14 protein-coding genes are annotated in these 18760 nt (G+C 70.4%); 7 read left to right on the top strand and 7 right to left on the bottom strand.

Annotated features, from left to right (window positions below):
* Positions 1–106: 106 nt before the first annotated feature.
* Positions 107–661 carry a YceI family protein gene (locus tag V2J52_RS07090; RefSeq protein WP_331226967.1) on the top strand — a complete coding sequence of 185 codons (555 nt, stop codon included), beginning with the start codon at positions 107–109 and terminating at the stop codon, positions 659–661.
* 109 nt (positions 662–770) lie between these two features.
* Here the strand turns inward: V2J52_RS07090 and V2J52_RS07085 are convergent, their stop codons facing one another.
* Positions 771–1013: a glutaredoxin family protein gene (locus V2J52_RS07085; protein WP_331226966.1), complete on the bottom strand. Its 243-nt coding sequence runs from the start codon at positions 1011–1013 to the stop codon at positions 771–773.
* A 51-nt stretch (positions 1014–1064) separates the two neighbouring features.
* Here V2J52_RS07085 and V2J52_RS07080 point away from each other — a divergent pair, with 51 nt between their 5' ends.
* Positions 1065–1892 (top strand): HAD family hydrolase, encoded by an 828-nt coding sequence (locus V2J52_RS07080; RefSeq protein WP_331226965.1) that lies wholly within the window; start codon positions 1065–1067, stop codon positions 1890–1892.
* A 55-nt stretch (positions 1893–1947) separates the two neighbouring features.
* Here V2J52_RS07080 and V2J52_RS07075 read toward each other — a convergent pair whose 3' ends face one another.
* The 3 genes from V2J52_RS07075 to V2J52_RS07065 all read right to left on the bottom strand — a co-directional run bounded on the left by V2J52_RS07075 (position 1948) and on the right by V2J52_RS07065 (position 3636).
* The gene (locus V2J52_RS07075; protein WP_005504750.1) at positions 1948–2046 is read right to left on the bottom strand and encodes a 30S ribosomal protein bS22; all 99 of its coding nucleotides are present in this window, start codon (positions 2044–2046) and stop codon (positions 1948–1950) included.
* Positions 2047–2164: 118 nt separating this feature from the next.
* Entirely contained in the window at positions 2165–2374 is a 210-nt protein-coding gene (locus tag V2J52_RS07070) for a helix-turn-helix domain-containing protein (protein ID WP_331226964.1), read from the bottom strand.
* An 89-nt stretch (positions 2375–2463) separates the two neighbouring features.
* The gene (locus V2J52_RS07065) at positions 2464–3636 is read right to left on the bottom strand and encodes an acetoin utilization protein AcuC (RefSeq protein WP_331226963.1); all 1173 of its coding nucleotides are present in this window, start codon (positions 3634–3636) and stop codon (positions 2464–2466) included.
* 73 nt (positions 3637–3709) lie between these two features.
* Between V2J52_RS07065 and V2J52_RS07060 the strand changes: the two genes are divergently transcribed.
* Together V2J52_RS07060 and V2J52_RS07055 are read left to right on the top strand one after the other, a co-directional pair.
* Positions 3710–5104 carry a TrkH family potassium uptake protein gene (locus V2J52_RS07060; RefSeq protein WP_331226962.1) on the top strand — a complete coding sequence of 465 codons (1395 nt, stop codon included), beginning with the start codon at positions 3710–3712 and terminating at the stop codon, positions 5102–5104.
* Positions 5105–5156: 52 nt separating this feature from the next.
* Positions 5157–5822: a potassium channel family protein gene (locus V2J52_RS07055; RefSeq protein WP_331226961.1), complete on the top strand. Its 666-nt coding sequence runs from the start codon at positions 5157–5159 to the stop codon at positions 5820–5822.
* A gap of 82 nt (positions 5823–5904) precedes the next feature.
* On the opposite strand, the gene xylB is transcribed toward V2J52_RS07055, so the two are convergent.
* The gene (gene xylB, locus V2J52_RS07050; RefSeq protein ID WP_331226960.1) at positions 5905–7362 is read right to left on the bottom strand and encodes a xylulokinase; all 1458 of its coding nucleotides are present in this window, start codon (positions 7360–7362) and stop codon (positions 5905–5907) included.
* 9 nt (positions 7363–7371) lie between these two features.
* Positions 7372–8553, bottom strand: a complete 1182-nt coding sequence (gene xylA, locus V2J52_RS07045; RefSeq protein WP_331226959.1) for a xylose isomerase — start codon at positions 8551–8553, stop codon at positions 7372–7374.
* A gap of 69 nt (positions 8554–8622) precedes the next feature.
* Here xylA and V2J52_RS07040 point away from each other — a divergent pair, with 69 nt between their 5' ends.
* The 3 genes from V2J52_RS07040 (at position 8623) to V2J52_RS07030 (ending at position 15745) form a co-directional block, all read left to right on the top strand.
* Positions 8623–9879, top strand: coding sequence for an ROK family transcriptional regulator (locus V2J52_RS07040; RefSeq protein ID WP_331226958.1), 1257 nt, complete (start codon positions 8623–8625; stop codon positions 9877–9879).
* A gap of 374 nt (positions 9880–10253) precedes the next feature.
* Positions 10254–12674 carry a family 43 glycosylhydrolase gene (locus V2J52_RS07035; protein ID WP_331226957.1) on the top strand — a complete coding sequence of 807 codons (2421 nt, stop codon included), beginning with the start codon at positions 10254–10256 and terminating at the stop codon, positions 12672–12674.
* A gap of 209 nt (positions 12675–12883) precedes the next feature.
* The gene (locus tag V2J52_RS07030; RefSeq protein ID WP_331226956.1) at positions 12884–15745 is read left to right on the top strand and encodes an immunoglobulin-like domain-containing protein; all 2862 of its coding nucleotides are present in this window, start codon (positions 12884–12886) and stop codon (positions 15743–15745) included.
* A 79-nt stretch (positions 15746–15824) separates the two neighbouring features.
* On the opposite strand, the gene V2J52_RS07025 is transcribed toward V2J52_RS07030, so the two are convergent.
* Positions 15825–18743 carry a beta-xylosidase family glycoside hydrolase gene (locus tag V2J52_RS07025; protein WP_331226955.1) on the bottom strand — a complete coding sequence of 973 codons (2919 nt, stop codon included), beginning with the start codon at positions 18741–18743 and terminating at the stop codon, positions 15825–15827.
* Positions 18744–18760: the final 17 nt, after the last annotated feature.

The raw sequence follows: 18760 nt of genomic DNA, 5'->3' as shown, positions 1-18760 counted from the left end.
GCACCACGCGGCTATGACGTGCGCCACTCCACCCGCACTTGCGACACCGGACCCCCGGGTCTATAGTTGAAGAGTCAAGTGATCGTTCAACTCCTGGAGGACCCCCATGAGCACTCCCACCCCCGGCACCTACGTCATCGACTCCTCGCACTCCGAGGTCGGCTTCACCGTCCGGCACGCCGGCATCTCCAAGGTCCGCGGCCAGTTCACCGACTTCGCCGGCCAGGTCGTCGTCGCCGAGAACTTCGCCGACTCCACGGTCGACGTCACCATCCAGTCCGCGTCCGTCAGCACCAACGACGCGAACCGCGACGGCCACCTCCGCAGCGCCGACTTCTGGGACGCCGAGAACAAGCCGACCTGGACCTTCGTCACCACCGGCGTCGAGGGCTCCGGCGAGGAGTTCACCGTCAACGGTGACATGACCATCAACGGCGTCACCAAGCCGGTCAAGCTCGCGACCGAGTTCAACGGCGGCGCCGTGGACGCGTTCGGCGTCACCCGCGTCGGCTTCTCCGCGACCACCGACATCTCCCGCAAGGAGTTCGGGCTGACCTGGAACGCCGCGCTCGAGGCCGGTGGCGTGCTCGTCGGCGACAAGATCCGCATCTCGCTCGAGATCTCCGCGATGGTCCCCGCCGAGGAGCCGGCGCAGGCCTGATCGCCCCCTTCCTCCCGACGTCCGCCGTCGCCGCCCACCGGGTGGCCGACGGCGGACGTCGTCGTTCCGGGCCGGACGTCGGGCCGCCAGTCGGCCCCGGCGGCGCGCCTCACCCGCGGAGCGCCGCCCGCAGCCGGGCGCGGTCGATCTGCCAGTACCCCTGGGTGACGTCATCGACGGTGACCACCGGGACGTACTCGCCGTAGCGGGCCTGCAGCTGCGGGTCGGTGTCCACGTCGATCTCGGTGAACCCGGTGCCGGCGAGCCGGGTCTCCTCGGCGACGACCTCCCGGGCGACGTCGCACAGGTGGCAGCCGGCCCGGCCGTAGAGCACCGCTCGAGTCTCGCTCATCGGCCCAGCGTACGGCGCCCCCACGCGCGCCGGTGCCCGTAGGCTGACCACGTGCCTGCGACTCGCGAGCCTGACGGCGGCCCCTCCGGTGAGCCCGCCCCGGTAGCGGCGTTCTTCGACGTCGACAACACCATCATCCGCGGCGCCAGCGCCTACCACCTCGCCCGCGAGCTCTACCGGCGCGACTTCTTCGGGCTGCGCGACATCGCCTTCTTCGGCGCCCACTCGGTGGCGTACCTGCTGCTGGGCGAGGACGTCCGACGCATCAACGCCGTCCGGGGCCGGGCGCTGCGGATCATGCACGGCCACACGGTGGCGGAGGTGGTCTCGATCGGCGAGGACGTCTACGACCAGGTCCTGGCGAACAAGATCTTCCCCGGTGCCCGCGCACTCATCGACGGGCACCTGGCGGCGGGGAACGAGGTCTGGCTGATCACCGCCACCCCCACCGAGATCGCCGACCTCATCGCCCGCCGCCTGGGCGTCACCGGCGCGCTGGGCACGACGGCCGAGTCCGAGGACGGCGTCTACACCGGCCGGCTCGAAGGAAGCATGCTCCACGGCGAGGGCAAGAAGATCCGGGTGCTCGACCTCGCGCGGCGACGGGGCATCCACCTCGCCGCCAGCCACGCCTACGGAGACTCGGTCAACGACATCCCGCTGCTGTCCAGCGTGGGACACCCGTGCGCCATCAACCCCGAGCCGCGGCTACGGCTGCACGCCGTGGACGTGGGCTGGCCGGTGCGCGACTTCCGGCGGCGTCGCCGCGACGTCGGCCGCGGCGTCCGCACCGGGGTGCGAGGAGCGAGCTGGGCCGGCGCGGTGTGGGCGGCGACCGCCGTCGTCCGCGCTGCCTGGCGGCGCGTCGGCGGCCGCTGAAACACACCAGGCCCGGCAAGATGCCGGGCCTGGGAATGTCAGTGGTGAGCCGAGCTCACTTCTTGTTACGTCGCTGGTGGCGCGTCTTGCGAAGCAGCTTGCGGTGCTTCTTCTTCGACATGCGCTTGCGGCGCTTCTTGATGACAGAGCCCATGGGTCCTCGCAGTGCTGGTGAGCCGGAACGGAACAGGCGCGCAGCACGGGACTACACGCAGATCGCCCAGTCTAGCGCCTCACGGCGGGCTCGCGCCCACAGACCGTGACAAAAGGCCTCAGCGGGCCTGGCTCTCCGGGCTCCAGTCGCCGCTGCCGGCGGTCAACAGCTCGTCGACCACCTGCTGGGGAACCCGGAAAGAACGGCCCACGCGCACCGCGGGGATGTCCCCGGCGTGCACCATGCGGTAGACGGTCATCTTCGAGACGCGCAGGAGATCCGCAACCTCGGCAACCGTGAGGAACCGCGGCGGCTGCTGCACGCTCATGTCCACCTGCCCCTGTCTCGTCCCGCCCGTGAGGGCATTGCCACGAACTCTAGAGCCTCCGTCACGGTTTGGGAAACGAATCTCGCGCCTCAGCGGTCGAGCGGATCCAGGCCGTGCCAGGGGAAGACCGCGTTCCGGGTCGCCATGATCGCACGGTCGACGTCGTCGTCCGGGTCGTAACCGGCGGACCACGGCACGAAGCTGCCGTCCTCGCCGTCGGTCATCGTCAGCGGTGCCTCGACCGCCGCGAGGTCGTGGACGAGCCTCCGCCAGGACTCCGGCACCGCCGCCTGCGGAGGGATCGGCTCGCCCGCCACGACCGCCGCCAGGTGCGCCCACACCCGAGGCACGACCTCGACGACCTCGTAGCCGCCGCCACCGGTCGCCACCCACCGACCGCCGGCGTACCGGTCGGCCAGCTCAGCCATGAGGAGCGCCGCGCGCCGCTGGGCGTCCACCGAGACGTCCAGCTCGGCGAGCGGGTCGCGGCGGTGACTGTCGCTGCCGTGCTGGGTGACGAGGACCTGCGGCTGGAACTCGCGCAGCAGCGGCTCGACGACGGCGTCGAGCACGCGCAGCCACGGACCGCCCGAGGTGCCCGGCGCGAGCGGCACGTTGACGGCTCGGCCACGAGCGGCGGACGAGCCGATGTCCTGGGCGTACCCGGTGCCGGGGAACAGCGACCCGGGGTGCTGGTGCACCGAGATGGTCAGCACCCGCTCGTCGTCCCAGAACGCCCGCTCCACGCCGTCGCCGTGGTGCGCGTCGAGGTCGACGTAGGCCACCCGGGTGGCGCCGTCGGCGAGCAGCGCGGCGATCGCCACGCTGAGGTCGTTGTAGACGCAGAAGCCCGACGCCCGCCGCGGCATCGCGTGGTGCATGCCGCCGGCCAGGCTCAGCGCGCGCGGCGCGTCCCCGCGCCACACCGCGGTGGCCGCCGCCAGCGTGGAGCCGGCGATCCTGGCGGCCGCCTCGTGCATCCCCTCGAAGATCGGGTTGTCCGCCTCGTCGAGGCCGAACTCCGGTGCCGGGCGGCCGGCGCCTGCCGCGCGCACGGCAGCGACGTACTGCGTCTCGTGGGCCCGCAGCAGCTCCGCCGTCGTCGCGCTCACCACCGGCTCGACGTGGAGCCGGTCGAGGATCCCCAGGTCCCGGACGAGGGCGTGGGTGAGCATCAGCCGGATCGGCGCCATCGGGTGACCGGCCCCGAAGTTGTACTCGAGGAGCTCCTCGCTCCACGGCAGGAGGGGGACGTTGGGCATGGCTCACGGTAGCGCGGCGTCATCTCTGGCATCGTGTGCCCGTGGCCATGCCCCGCGCCGACCGGACGTCTTCATGACGACCGCGCCGCCACCTGTCTCGCTGCTGCCGCGCGTGATGCGCGCCGGCCGCGACTTCGTCGACCACCTCGCCCGCCGGTCCCCCGCCCGGCTCGCGCTCGTCGTGTTCGCCGGCATCATCGGGGTCGTCACGGCGCTTCTTTCACTGCCGGCCGCGACGGTCAGCGGGGTCCGGGCACCGTTCGTGGACGCGTTGTTCACGGCCGTCTCCGCGGTGTGCGTCACCGGGCTGACCACCGTCTCCACCGCGACCTACTGGTCCGGGTTCGGCCAGGCCGTCATCATCGTCGGTGTCAAGATCGGCGGCCTGGGCGTCATGACGCTCGCCTCGATCCTCGGCCTCGCGGTGTCCCGCCGGATCGGCCTCACCCAGCGGATGCTCGCGGCGTCGGAGACCAAGACGACCAAGCTCGGCGAGGTCGGCACGCTGGTCCGGCTGGTCGTGGCGGCCTCGCTCGTCGTCGAGCTCGTGCTCATGCTCGTGCTCGTGCCGCGGTTCCTCGCGCTCGGCGAGTCCTTCGGTGCGGCGCTGTGGCACGGCACCTTCATGGCGCTGTCGATCTTCAACAACGCCGGCTTCGTCGTCCTCGAGGGCGGGCTGGCGCCGTTCGTCGGCGACTGGTGGATGTGCCTGCCGATCATCCTCGGCAGCGCGATCGGGGCGCTCGGCTTCCCGGTCATCCTCAACCTCGCCGAACGGTGGCGGCGCCGCACGAAGCTCACGCTGCACAGCAAGCTGACGCTGGTCACCTACGGCGCACTCGCGGTCGGCGGGACGCTCGTCGTCGGGCTGCTGGAGTGGGCTAACCCCGCCACGCTCGGACGGCTGCCGGTGGCAGACCGGGTGCTGGCCTCGCTGCTCAGCGGCGTGAACTCGCGCTCCTCCGGCCTCTCGACGATCGAGGTCAGCGAGATGACCGACGCCACCTGGTTCGTCCAGGACGCGCTGATGTTCGTCGGCGGCGGCTCGGCGTCGACGGCGGGCGGGATCAAGGTGACGACCTTCGCGGTGCTCGTGCTGGCGATCATCGCCGAGGCCCGCGGCGACCGGGACGTCGAGGCGTTCGGGCGCCGGGTGCCGACGTCGACGATCCGGCTGGCGGTCGCCGTCGCCTTCCTCGGGGCCACGCTCGTCGGCGTCGCGACCCTGCTGCTCCTCACGCTGACCGACCTGCACCTCGAGGTGGTGCTGTTCGAGGTGATCTCGGCGTTCGCGACCGTCGGGCTGAGCACCGGCGCCATCGACTCACTGCCCGACAGCGGCAAGTACGTCCTCGCGGCGCTGATGTTCGCCGGCCGGCTGGGCACCATCACGCTCGCCGCCGCGCTCGCCCTGCGCCAGCGCCGACGGGTGATCCGGATGCCCGCAGAGTCGCCGACCATCGGCTGACGGGGCCACACTTAGCCGGCGGCCACGCGGCCCCGAGGAGAGAGGCGGACAGATGCCGGAGCGCAACACCCACACGAGGTCGGTGCTGGTCATCGGCCTGGGCCGGTTCGGTGCCGCGATCGCGGTTACCCTCGACGACCTCGACCGTGAGGTGCTCGCCGTCGAGAAGGACGCCGACCTGGTCTCCCAGTGGGCCAGCCGGCTGCCGCTCGTGCAGGCCGACGCCACCAACCCCGAGGCGCTCGAGCAGCTCGGCGCGCAGGACTTCCCGGTGGTCGTCGTCGGCGTCGGGACGTCGCTGGAGGCCAGCGTGCTCATCACCGCGAACCTCGTCGACATGGAGATACCGCAGATCTGGGCGAAGGCGACGTCGGCCGAGCACGGCCGGATCCTGCGCCGCATCGGGGCGCACCACGTGGTCTACCCCGAGCACGACGCCGGGCAGCGGGTCGCGCACATGGTCTCCGGCCGGATGCTCGACTACATCGAGATGGAGGACGGGTTCACCATCGTCAAGATGCGCCCGCCCCGGGAGACCCAGGGCTTCACCATCGGGGAGTCGAAGATCCGCGGCCGCTACGGCGTGACGGTGCTCGGCGTGAAGTCACCCGGCGAGGCCTTCGAGTACGCCACCGACCAGACCCGGATCAACCCGGGCGACACCATCATCGTCAGCGGCGACTCATCCCTCCTGGAAAAGTTCGCCGAACGCCCCTAGCCCCTTGACGCCGAGATCGGGCATCTCGGCGTCAGGGGCTCGCCACAGCGCCTGCTGACGCCGAAGTCGCGTATCTCGGCGCTCAGGACGGGCGGGGGACGACGTGGTGGGTGCGGGCGGCGTAGCGCTCGCGGACCTCTGGGGCGGGCGGTGCCGACATGGTGCGCACCTTCGAGGTCTGCCACGACGGCGCCTCGTCGGTGCCGTCGAGCACCCAGGCAGCCTGCCGGGCAGCGCCGTCCGCCACGTACTCGCCGGGCTCCGGCACCTGGACGTCGGTCCCGAACACCGTCGGCGCGATCTCCTGCACCGCGCGGGACCGGGCCGAGCCACCGATGAGCCGGATCCGCTCGACCGGTACGCCCTGGCCGCGCATCGCGTCCAGGCCACCGGCAAGTCCGCACAGCAGGCCCTCGACGGCTGCGCGCGCCACGTTCTCCCGGCTCATCGACTCCAGCGTCAGCCCGATGAAGGACCCCGTCGCGTGCGGCAGGTTGGGGGTGCGCTCGCCCTCGAGATAGGGCACCAGGGTGAGGCCGGCAGCACCGGGGCGGGCCGCGAGCGCCAGCTCGGCCAGCCCCGCGTGGTCGACGCCGAGCATCGCGGCAGCCGCGTCGAGCACCCGCGAGCCGTTGAGCGTCACCGCGAGCGGCAGGAACGCGCCGGTGGCGTCGGCGAACCCGGTGACCAGGCCGCTCGGGTCCGCCACCGGCTTCGCGGAGATCGCGGAGACGACGCCGGAGGTGCCGATCGAGATTGTCACGTCGCCGGGGGCCATGCCGAGCCCGAGCGCCGCGGCGGCGTTGTCGCCCGCCCCGGGGCCGAGCACGAGGTGCCCCAGGCCCGCGGCCCGGTCGCCGGTGCCCGCCTGCTCGGCGGGCCCGAGCACCCGGGGCAGCACGATCGAGTCGACGTCGTCGCGGCGCAGCGCGAGCGCGAGCAGCTCGCGGCGGTACTGCCCACGGGCGGTGTCGAAGTACCCGGTCCCGGAGGCGTCCGACCGGTCGGTGACGAGCGTGTCCAGGCTGGTGGCGCCACTGAGACGCCAGGTGAGCCAGTCGTGCGGCAGCGCCACCGCGGCGATACGAGCTGCGTTCTCCGGCTCGTGGTCGGCGAGCCAGCGCAGCTTGGTCACCGTGAGCGAGGCCACCGGGACCGAGCCGATCGCCGCCGCCCACGCCGCCGGCCCGTCGGCCTCGTCGCCGGTCTCCGCCCGGCCGAGGGCGGCCACCAGGTCCTCGGCGGCGCCGGCGCTGCGGGTGTCGTTCCACAGCAGCGCCGGCCTGATCACCTCGCCGTCGGCGTCCAGCGCGACCATGCCGTGCTGCTGCCCACCGACGGCCACCGCCGCCACGTCCGCCAGCCCGCCGGCGGCGCCGACGGCCACCTGCAGGGCGTCCCACCACGCCGCGGGGTCGACCTCCGTGCCGGCCGGGTGGCTGGCCTGCCCGAAGCGCCGCAACGCTCCGGTGCCGGCGTCCCGGACGACGACCTTGCAGGACTGGGTCGAGGAGTCGATCCCCGCGACGAGGCTGCCCATCATGTGCTCCTAGCCGATGAGGTGGTTGATCGCGAGCTGGTTGAGGCGCACGAAGCCGAAGTCGCGCTGCGCGGCGACGTCGGCGTCGTAGTCCTCGAAGGAGGAGCGGTCGGCGAGAAGGTCAGCGACCGTCTCACCCGCAGCCAGCGTCGGCTGGGCGAGCTCGAGCACGCCGGAGGCCTCGAACGCCGCCTGGACCTCGGGGTCCTCGCGGTAGGCGCGGGCCTTCTCGGCGAGCAGCAGGTAGGTGGCCATGTTGGCGGCGGCCGACTCCCAGACCCCGTCCATGTACTCGGTGCGCGAGGGCTTGTAGTCGAAGTGCTTGGGGCCGGTGTAGCGCGGGCCGCCGGACGGGAAGCCGTTCTCCAGCAGGTCCACCGTGAAGAACGCCGACAGCAGGTCGCCGTGGCCGAAGACGAGGTCCTGGTCGTACTTGATGGACCGCTGGCCGTTGAGGTCGATGTGGAACAGCTTCTCGGCCCACAGCGCCTGGGCGAGCCCGTGGGTGTAGTTGAGGCCGGCCATCTGCTCATGGCCGGTCTCCGGGTTGAGACCGACGATGTCGCCGTGCTCGAGCTCGGCGATGAAGCCCAGCGCGTGGCCGACGGTGGGCAGGAAGATGTCCCCGCGCGGCTCGTTCGGCTTGGGCTCGAGGGCGATCTTCAGCCCGTAGTTCTTGTCCTTGATGTAGGCAGCGACGGTGTCGATACCCTCGCGGTAGCGGTCGAGCGCGGCGTTGACGTCCTTGGCGCCGTCGTACTCGCTCCCCTCACGCCCGCCCCACATGACGAAGGTCTCGGCGCCGAGCTCGGCGGCGAGGTCGACGTTGCGCAGCACCTTGCGCAGCGCGAAGCGGCGCATACCCCGGTCGTTGGAGGTGAAGGCGCCGTCCTTGAAGACCGGGTGGCCGAAGGTGTTGGTGGTGACCATCTCGACGGTCAGGCCGGCCTCGTCTACGGCCTGCTTGAACCGGCCGAGGATGCGGTCACGCTCGGCGTCGTCGGTCCCGAACGGCACGACGTCGTCGTCGTGGAAGGTCACGCCCCACGCGCCCAGCTCAGCGAGCTTGCCGACGTACTCCCACGGGTCGAGGGCGGGCCGGGAGGCTCCGCCGAACTGGTCCTGGGCGGTCCAGCCGACCGTCCAGAGGCCGAAAGAGAAGCGATCTTCGGGAACAGGCTTGCGTGACATGAGGGTCTCCTCGTCGAGTATTAGTTGCTCTGTACAACTTAACGATCTGACACGGTAAGGTCAAGCCTCATGTCATACGTGGGAGCACTGGGCGGCGCCTCGCCGAGAGACGACGTCGAGTCCTCACCGGCGCGGCAGGCCTCCCTACGTTCGCACAACCTCGGCGTAGTCGCCCGCACCATCTTCGCCAGCGAGGCGCCGATCTCCCGGGCCGGCGTCGCCGCGCTCACCGGACTGACCCGGTCCACGGTCTCCCGGCTCACCGAGGAGCTGCTCGCCGCGCGGCTCATCACCGAGCTGGCGCTGCCCGACGACCGTCGCCGCGGCCGGCCGGCCGTCCCGCTCGCCCCGGCGGTCGGCTCCATCGCCGGCATGGGGCTGGAGGTCAACGTCGACTACGTCGCCGGCAGGGTCGTCGACCTCGCCGGCACCGTGGTCGCCGAGAGCCTGGTCGCCGGCAACTTCGAGGACTCCGACCCCGGCGAGGTGCTCCCGCTGCTCGGCGCGCTCGGCCGGCGCCTGCTGGCCGAGGCCGCCGCTGCCGGCCTCACGATGGCCGGCACCTGCCTCGCCCTGCCGGGCCTGGTGGACACGGCCGCCGGCCGGCTCCTCCTCGCGCCGAACCTCGGCTGGCGCGACCTCGCCCCCGCGGACCACCTCGGCCCCGCGGTGCTGCCCGGCAACACCAGCCTGCACGTCGCCAACGAGGCCGATCTCGCCGGCTTCGCGCAGTCGATGGCCCGCCCCGGGTGCCCCGCCGGCGAGGACACCTTCCTCTACCTCTCCGGTGGGATCGGGGTCGGCTCGGCGGTCGTCGAACGCGGCCGGGTGGCCGGCGGTCAGCGCGGCTGGGCCGGCGAGCTCGGCCACGTGACGATCGAGCCGGACGGCCCCGACTGCCACTGCGGCTCGCGCGGCTGCCTCGAGCGGTACGCGGGGATCGCGGCGATCGCGGCGGCCGCCGGCCTGCCCAGCGACACGACGGCGACCGAGCTGGCGGCAGCCGCCGAGCGTGACGCCGGCGCGCGCGCCGCCGTCGACCGCGCGGCCTGGGCGCTGGGCATCGCGCTCGCCGGCGCCGTCAACCTCATCGACGTCGCGAGCGTCGCGCTGGGCACCGGGTACGTCCCGCTCTTCCCGCTGCTCGAGCCGGGGATCACCGAGCAGCTGGAGCGCCGGGTGATCTCCGCCAGCTTCGCCCCAGTCTCGGTGCGCCCCGCGAATGCCACCATCGCCGCCGCCTCCACCGGCGGGGCGCTGCGTGCCCTGGAGACGGTGCTCGACGCCCCGGCCGCCTGGATCGAGGCCGGCGCCGCCACCGGCTGAGCGGGGCCGTCAAAGTCCTTCGGCTAGGCGGCAGCAGGCCTGGTTCCAGTGCACCTCAACGGCGACGGGCCGGGCGCCCCGGGTGTCCACCGCCGCACCCGAAACCTTGACAGTCCACGAATGTGAACGCTAACCTCCAAGAGTTCCCGACGTCCCACGGACATCGCACGTCCGCGGCTTCCCAGAAGCTCCGGATCGGACATTCTCACCCTGGCGAAGGAGCCTCGATGTGAACGTTCACACCTACGAGGACCTTTGTGCCGCCCTGGTGCGCGGGCCGGTCGACCGCCGTCCGCCGTCGAACTGGACCGCGCTCCGGCGCGGCACGGCCCGAGACACCTGACTCAACCCACCACGACGACAGGAGAAACACCGTGAGGCAGCTACGAAAGGTCAGACCCCGCGCTCTGGGCGCCCTAGCCACCGTCGGCATCCTGCTGACGGCAGGGCTGGCCGCAACGCCGGTCCAGGCCGAGGACGGCGATGACGAGGAGCTCATCGTCAACGGCAGTTTCGAGGACGGGCTGGCCGGCTGGTTCCCGAACAACGGGAACCCCACCGACAGCGTCACCCTGGAGATCACCGACGACGCCTTCAGCGGTGAGGCCGCGGTCCACGTGTCGGAACGCGCGACCACCGGGTCGGGGCCGATGCAGGACCTCAGCGGCAAGGTGCAGGCCGGCCAGACCTACGAGGTCTCGGCCCGGGTCAAGTACGACAACCCAGACAGTCCCCCGACCAAGCAGTTCTTCATCACCATGCACTACGGCGGGGGGAGCTACACGAACCTCGGCTCGGTAACGCCGCAGCGAGGCGAGTGGGGACTGATCGAGTCCACCTTCACCATCCCGGCCGACCAGAGCGCCTCGACCGCGCGAATCTTCGTCGAGACCCCGTGGACCTCGGACCCCAGCACCGCCCCGGACGTCCACCTGATGGACTTCACGGTCGACGACGTCTCGCTGGTCGGAGCACCGCCCCCGCCGCCCGCGTCACGCACGATCGAGGTCGCGGGCAAGGAGCCCGGCGACCACAACCCGATCATCTCGCACAAGTTCGGGGCCGACGGCTACGGGTTCGCGCACGACGGTCGCGTGTACATGTACATGACCAACGACACCCAGGGCTACGCTCCCGACCCGGTCACCGGCATCTCGCCGCAGATCAACTACGGAGACATCAACCAGATCACGGTCGTCTCCTCCGAGGACCTGGTGAACTGGACCGACCACGGTGAGGTCCCGGTGGCCGGACCGAACGGCGTGGCGCCGTTCACCAACAACTCCTGGGCACCTGGAATGGCGAAACAGGTCGTGGACGGCGAAGAGAAGTTCTTCCTTTACTACGCCAACGGTGGCGGCTCGAGCAACGTCATCACCGGAGAGTCCCCGCTGGGGCCGTGGCAGAGCGAGCGTTCGAGCGTGCTCATCAGTGGCAGCACGCCGGGGACGCAGGGAGTCGCCTGGCCCTTCGACCCGGCCCCGTTCGTGGACGACGACGGTGAGGGTTATCTCTACTACGGCGGCGGCCCGGCGGCGGCGAGCATGCCGTCCGCGGAGCGCTTCAACAACCCGAAGAACATCCGGGCCATCCGGCTCGGCGAGGACATGGTCTCCGTCTCGGGCTCGGCCGCGGTGGTCGACGCACCGGTGGCCTTCGAGGCGGCGCAGGTGTTCAAGCGTGACGAGCTGTACTACCTGTCCTACTCCTCGCACTTCGGCGGGTCCGACTTCGGCGGCAACCAGACGCCAGAGCCCGGCTACCCGGCCGGCGGCCAGATCGGCTACATGATCTCCGACGACCCGATGTCGTGGGACAAGGACACCTACGCGGGCGTCATGTTCCCCAACCAGTCGGAGTTCTTCGGAGCAGGCACCGGTGGGAACAACCACCAGTCGGTGTTCGAGTTCAACGACAAGTTCTACTTCACGCACCACGCGCCGACGCTCAACAAGCGCATCAACGGCAACAACACTCAGGGATACCGCAGCCCGCACATCGAGGAGCTGACCTTCAACGAGGACGGCACGGTCGTGCAGGTCGAGGGCAGCTACGCGGGCGTGGAGCAGGTCCAGGACTTCAACCCCTACCGGGTGTTCGAGGCGGAGACCTTCGGCTGGAACAAGGGGATCGCCACGGCGGAGACCGAGCGCTCCTCCGCCGAGTTCGGCGAGGCTGCTCCCAACCTCGTCGTGCGCGACATCGACGACGGCGACTGGACGGCACTGTCGTCCGTGGCCTTCGGCGACGACGGCGCCGCCACGGTGACCGCGACGGTGCGTCCCCTCCAGGAGGGTGGCCAGATCCAGGTGCGCTCCGGTGCGGCGGACGGCCCGGTGCTCGGCACGATCGACGTCGAAGGGACCACCGGTGAGTGGACCGAGGTGTCGGCCGAGCTCACCGGCGCCACGGGCACGACGGACGTCTTCTTCACCTTCTCCGGTGGTAGCGGCGACCTCTTCGAGCTCGACACCTGGGCCTTCGCAGCAGGCGACGCCGCGCCGGTGCTCGACGTCGACATCGAGACCGCCGCCCGGTGCGTCGTCGGCCGCACGGTCGTGACCGCGCGCGCCGTCAACAACGAGGACGTGCCGGTGTCCGTGGACCTGGTCTCGCCCTACGCCACCAAGTCGTTCACGGACGTGACACCCGGGGCTCGCGCCACCCACGCGTTCACCACCAGGCAGGTCGAGGTGCCGGCTGGGTCCATCTCGGTGACGCTCACCGGGACGGTCGACGGCCAGACCGTCACCACGGTCGCCGAGGCACCGTTCGGGGCGCACTCCTGCGGCTAGCTGGTCCGCACGGTGGCCCGGCCCGCGGGCCGGGCCACCCGCGGGCCGGGCCACCGTGCGCCTCGCGCCCCCGAAGGAGGTGGCGTACTCGCATTTCGTGGCATGACGGTTCATTTCACTGACAAAGGAGCAGGAAACCCATGACTCGACACCTAGCGGCGTCAAGGTCGACGCCAACCCGGCTGCTTGGCGCCGGAGCAGCCCTCACCATGTGTGTGGGCCTCTTCGTCGCGCTACCAGCGGCCGGTGAAACGCCGGCCCCGCCGGCCGACGGACTGGTGCACCACTTCAAGCTCGACGAGACCTCGGGCACCACCCTGGCGAACTCCGGGAGCGCGGGATCAGCCGCCACCGCCACTCTCGTCAACGCCGAAAAGGCGGCCCTCACCGGTGAGGGCGTCCGGTTCAACCCGGACGAGTACGCCGGCGCCCTCGACGGCGCCTACGTCGAGCTTCCCGACGACCTCACGGCAGGGATGACGGACCTGACGGTCGACTACGACGTCTGGGTCGACCCGGCCAACGTCGGTCTCCACCAGATGTGGAGCTTCGGCAGCAAGGCAGGAACGTGCGACGCCGACACCGGCCTTCAGGGCGCCATGTTCGCCTCGAACACGTCCACCCGCCCAGGCGCACGCTTCCGCGTCGGCGTCGGAAACCAGACCCTGCAGCAGAACGGCGTCCGGCTGCCCGAGGGAACCTGGCAGCACGTCACGTACACCCAGTCCCGCAACGAGAACGGCACCAGTTGGACGGGCACCGTGTACATCGACGGCAACCAGCAGGCGCAGATCACCAACCTCACCACGCCGCCGTCGGTGAATGCCACCGCCGGGACGAACTGCAACTTCCTGGCTCGCTCGCAGGCGTCGGGGGACTACTCCTTCCGTGGCACGCTGAGCGACTTCCGCGTCTACGACCGCGCCGTGAGCACCGACGAGGTGGCCGCGCTGGCGGCCGAGACGATCACCACCGGTGCCGTCGACGACGCGGCCGCCATCGACCTGGGCCTCACGACCGCGATCGTCCACGACATCACCCTGCCCAAGATCGGCGCGGCTGCCGGCTCGACTCTCACGTGGACGTCCTCCGACCCGTCCGTCGTCGACGTCTACACGCCGCCGCCGAACGCCCGGAAGGTCGACGTCACCGGCCGGATCACCCGTCCCGCCGTCGGTGCACCCGACGCCACGGCGACGCTGACGGCCACCGTCCGCAAGGGGACCGAGGTCGTCACGCGGGACATCGAGGTCATCGTGAAGGCGCAGTTCGAGGACTCGCCCGCGGTCGACCGGGACGCCTACGACCTCGACCTCTACGACACTGACGACGTCCGCGGCAACATCACGCTGCCGGCCGAGGGAGAGTTCGGCTCGACCATCACGTGGGAGTCGAGCGCCCCCGGCCTCGTCAGCCCGACCGGTGAGGTCACCCGCCCGGCCTACGGCCACCCCGACGCGCCGGTGACACTCACGGCCACCGTCGCCAAGGGGGAGGCGTCGCAGACCAAGACGTTCGACATCACGGTCACGGCGCTGCCCCGCGTGGAGGAGAACGAGCGATACTTCCTCGGCTACTTCAAGGGCGAGCACCTGGCCGATGGCGAGCAGATCATGTTCGCCACGTCCAACGGGAACACCGCGCTGGACTGGACGGGCCTGACCGGCGGTCGCCCGTCCCTGATCTCCCAGCTGGGTGACCAGGGCCTGCGCGACCCGCACATCGTCCGGTCCCCCGACGGCGACACCTTCTACATGATCGCCACCGACCTCAACTGGTACGACCAGGGCGGCTACAACATCAATGACACCCAGTACATCGAGGTGTTCGAGTCCAACGACCTCGTCAACTGGACCCCGCAGCGTCACGTGAAGGTCGCGCCGGACGACGCGGGTAACGCGTTCGCGCCCGAGTCGCTCTGGGTCGAGGAGATCGGCGCCTACGCGGTGTTCTGGGCCCAGTCCCTGTGGAACGACCCCGTCAACCGCACCGGCCAGGGCAACGCGCAGATGTGGTACAACACCACCCGCGACTTCCAGACGTTCTCCGAGCCCCAGGTGTGGCAGGACCCCGCCCCGCTGTCGCGGATCGACACCACTGCGATCAAGGTGGGTGACGACTACTACCGAGTGACGAAGAACGAGGCGGGCAACGCCGGGTCGGACCTGTTCTCCGAGAAGCACACCGACTTCCTCGACAGCAACATCAACAACTGGGAGCTGCTCGCCCCGGCCCTCGGGCGCACCACCTGGGACGCGAACGCGGGCTACGAGGGTCCGGTCATCTTCCAGGCGAACCCCGGTGACACCGCGTGCCCCGGGGAGTTCTACCTCTGGGGTGACCGGTACACCAACGGCGGTGGCTACCAGGCCGCGTGCAGCGAGGACATCGAGGCACCGACCTGGGACGCCGAGCCGATCACGATGACCAACGCGGGAGTGCCGCGGCCTCGCCACGGCACCGTCATCCCGATCACCCTGCGGGAGTGGAACGACATCCGCGGCATCCCCAACACTGACGTCGCCACCACCACGCAGCTGGCAGTCGACTCGCAGAGCCTCGTCGCAACGGCCACGGTCGAGGCGGCGGACGGGTTCGAGACGGGCGGACAGGTGCGGTTCACCGCTGGGGACTGGTCCGAGACCGTCCACCTCGAGGACGGCGTCGCCGAGGTGGCGCTTCCGGGCTCGCTGGAGCTCGGGGAGCACGTCACCGCGGAGTTCCTGGGCTTCGAGATCCTGCTGGACTCCCAGGACACGGCCCCCGTCGAGAGCGGCTCACCGCTCGACGGTGTCACGGTGACCGCCGACACCCGTTGTGTCGTCGGGCGGGTCGCCGTGACGGTACGTGCGACCAACGGTGCCGAGGTGCCGGTAAACCTCACGGCCACCTCGTCCTGGGCGTCGAGGTCGGTCGCCGGGCTGGCGGAGGGGAAGAACTTCACCCACGCCTTCACCACTCGGGCGCCCTCGGTCCCGGCCGGAACGGTGACGGTCGACGTCTCCGCCACGATCGACCAGGAGACCACCCTGCAGGTGGAGGCGCCGTACGAGGCCCGCTCCTGCAGCTAGTCACACGTAGCTAGAAGCCGAAAGGGCGCCCCCGGCCGGGGGCGCCCTTTCGCGTGGAGCTCAGCTCGTCGTCACATCCTCACGAGCACGACGCCGGACCGTGCTGCGCCTCGTTCACCGCGCTGACGCCCTCGGCAATGACCTCCGCCGTGGCGGAGCCGGCGGGCAGGTCGGCCTGCCGCGTCGTGAACGCATGGACGGCACTCTTACCCGGCGCGACCGCCGGGAAGGACTTCCTCCCCCAGTCGGACTCGAGGTCGACCGACACCGCGACCGGCTCCTGGTTGGTGACCCGCACGGTCACCACGGCCCGGCCGGCCACACAGCGGGTACCGCCGACGACGTCCACGTCCAGGCTCGGCGCGGCCTCAGCCAGGACGCCCAGGCGGGCGAGCTCGAGGCTCAGCGCCCGCTGCGGCGCGTCGATCTGGTTCTGGGTGGACAGCGTGCCGGCTCGCGCCTGCAGCGCCGCGGCGAGCGCCTCCTGCATGCCATGCCACCCCTCAGCGGGGTAGTCCGACTCCCTCAGCATCGCGGCCTGATCGATCGCGGCGTCGAGTACACCGGCGTCGAGCGGCTCGCCCGCGGCGGTGAGCGTGTCGCTGAGCAGGAAGTGGTCGAAGTCGACGCGACCGCCAACCTCCTGGGTCGCATAGCTGAACAGCCCGAAGCGGTAGCCCATGAAGTGCGACAGGCTCCAGTCCATGACCAACGGACCCGCCCGCGAGGAGCCGAGCTGGGACCAGTTCTCGCCGTCCAGGCTGTAGTAGAACCGCAGCCACAGCTGGCCGTCGTTCGTGGCGAAGTCGGCGTCGGCCTTGATCGACACCTCAGTCGCCGCGCCGAGGTCTACCGTCGTGCCAGGGACGAATTCCTCGACCGCTTCGTGGTCGATCCGCGCGCTGAACGGCTGGAGCCGCTGGACCACGCCGAGGACGTTGGCGCCGTCCACGCGCTTGACGGCCGCGTAAGCGAAGCTACGAGAGTAGGCGGCCAACCCCGCGACGTCGCCGTCCCTCATGCCGGAGACGTCGATCCTCGTCTCTGCGGACGCGGTTGGTCCGAAGGTGCGCTGGGAGAGTGTGTTGCGAGCCTCCTCGAAGTAGGTGAGGTCGTCGCGCGTCGAGTGCTTGGTATAGACGTAATCACCGGTGACGACCTTGCCGTTCGTCAGCCGCAGCCAGCCGTCGCGGTCGGTCAGCGACCAGTACCGGTTGTCCGGGCTGTGGTTCCACTGCCACTGGTCCGCCAGGCGAGAGCCGTTGGGTGCGATCTCGTCCTCGTGCGGTTGCTCGGGCAGCTCCCGGCCCACCAGGGAGACCTCGTCGACCGTGAAGTCCATGAGGTGGACATCGGGATCAGCCGCGGGGTCGGACGTCCAGGGCGTCTCCACGAAGATCCGCATGGTCTGCAGGCTCTGCCCCTCGGGCACCGTGAAGCTGCCAGCGATCTCGCCCCACTCGCCGTTGGCCACCGTCCCGGTGCCGAGGTTGGTGTAGGTCGAGCCACCGTAATGGGCCGTGATGAAGAACTGCTTCGTGCTGGGAGAGTCGGGACCGTCGTACTTCACCGCGGCGGAGATGTCGTAGGTGATGCCGTGCTGCACCTTGCCGGTGACGTCCTGCAACGGTCCCGAACCGGTGGTCGTGCGTCCGGTGACATGCACTGCGCCCTGTCCGGATGCGGCGTCGGTGGTCGGGGTCATCTCGGCCGTGTCGTTGATCGACCAGGCCTCGATGCCGTTCTCGAAACCACCGTTGTCGATGAGCTCGAGACCCAGCAGGGAACCGTCGTGGGCCGGCGGCCCGGGGATGTCCCACTCCTCGTCCATGTAAGGACGGTGAGGCGCGTCGTTGGCGAAGTCGTCGGAGACGACGATGCTCTGCTGCCGTGCAAGCAGCTCCTCCGCGGGGTTGAGCTCGATGAGCTTGTCGAAGGTGCTGCCGCGTGTGACAACGCCGTCGTCCCCGAAGGTGGGCCACCCGTCCTGCCAAGTCGCGGGGATCAGCGCCGGGATCCGGCCGAGGGGGTAGGTGTCGCGGAAGAAGAACCCGTGCCAGGCGGACTCGCCGGCGTCGTCGACGACCTCGACGAGACTGCCCTGGGCGAAGCCGTCGGAGTTGAGTCCGCTGCGCGCCTCGTAGGTGTTCTCCCCGCTGTCGGAGGTGTACCGGCCGAGGAGCTCGGGGGAACGGAAGAGCACCACCTGACGGCCCTGCCCGGATGGCCAGGTGATCGTGGCGATGTAGTACTCGCCGTCGATGTAGAACACCTGGGCCCCTTCGAGGAGTCCGCCGATGAACGGCGCCCCGGGGTAGTCGCTCGCCGAGAAGATGTTGGGGTAGTCGGCGACGATCTCGGTGAGGTCGTCGTTGAGTCGGACGGCGCTGACCGAGCCGTAGAAGATGTACGGCGTCCCGCCGTCCGCCTCGTCGAAGAACAGCGACGGATCGTGCAGGCCGCGGCCCAGCGGGAGCCTCTCCCACGCACCGTTCTCGATGTCGGTGGTGCGGTAGAGAATGGCCCCACCCAGGTTGTTCGTGTTGAACACGACGTAGAACGTGCCGTCGTGGTATCGCAACGACGAGGCCCACTGGCCGGCGCCGTAGGAGTTCTGCCCGTTTCGCAGCGACGCCGGGTCGGCGATGGAGATGCGGTCATAGACGTAGTTGACGATCTCCCAGTTCACGAGGTCGTAGGACTTCATGATCGGTGCGCCCGGGCTCAGGTGCATCGTCGTGCTGATCATGTAGTAGATGTCGCGGCCCTCGTCGTTCTCCGCGGCGGGCACCCGCTCGACACTGACGTCCGGGACGTCGGAGTTGAGGAGTGGCACGGTGTACGTGCCGTCCCCTTGGTCGGTGGTGGTGTAGGACGCCGGGGGCGAGCTCGCACCGGGCGGCGCCGCCGCCGCGTTGGCGAGAAGTCCTGAGCCGAGCAGAGCAGTCGCAGCCAGCAACGAGGTGGCGCGTCGCGTTCTGAGGTGTCTTCTGGTCATGATGTGTCTCCATCGAC

It is taken from the genome of Georgenia sunbinii (assembly GCF_036421875.1).
Lineage (GTDB): Bacteria > Actinomycetota > Actinomycetes > Actinomycetales > Actinomycetaceae > Georgenia_B > Georgenia_B sunbinii.
The sequence above is the reverse complement of the archived record's forward strand: the minus strand, read 5'-3'. Positions and strand labels throughout refer to the sequence as shown.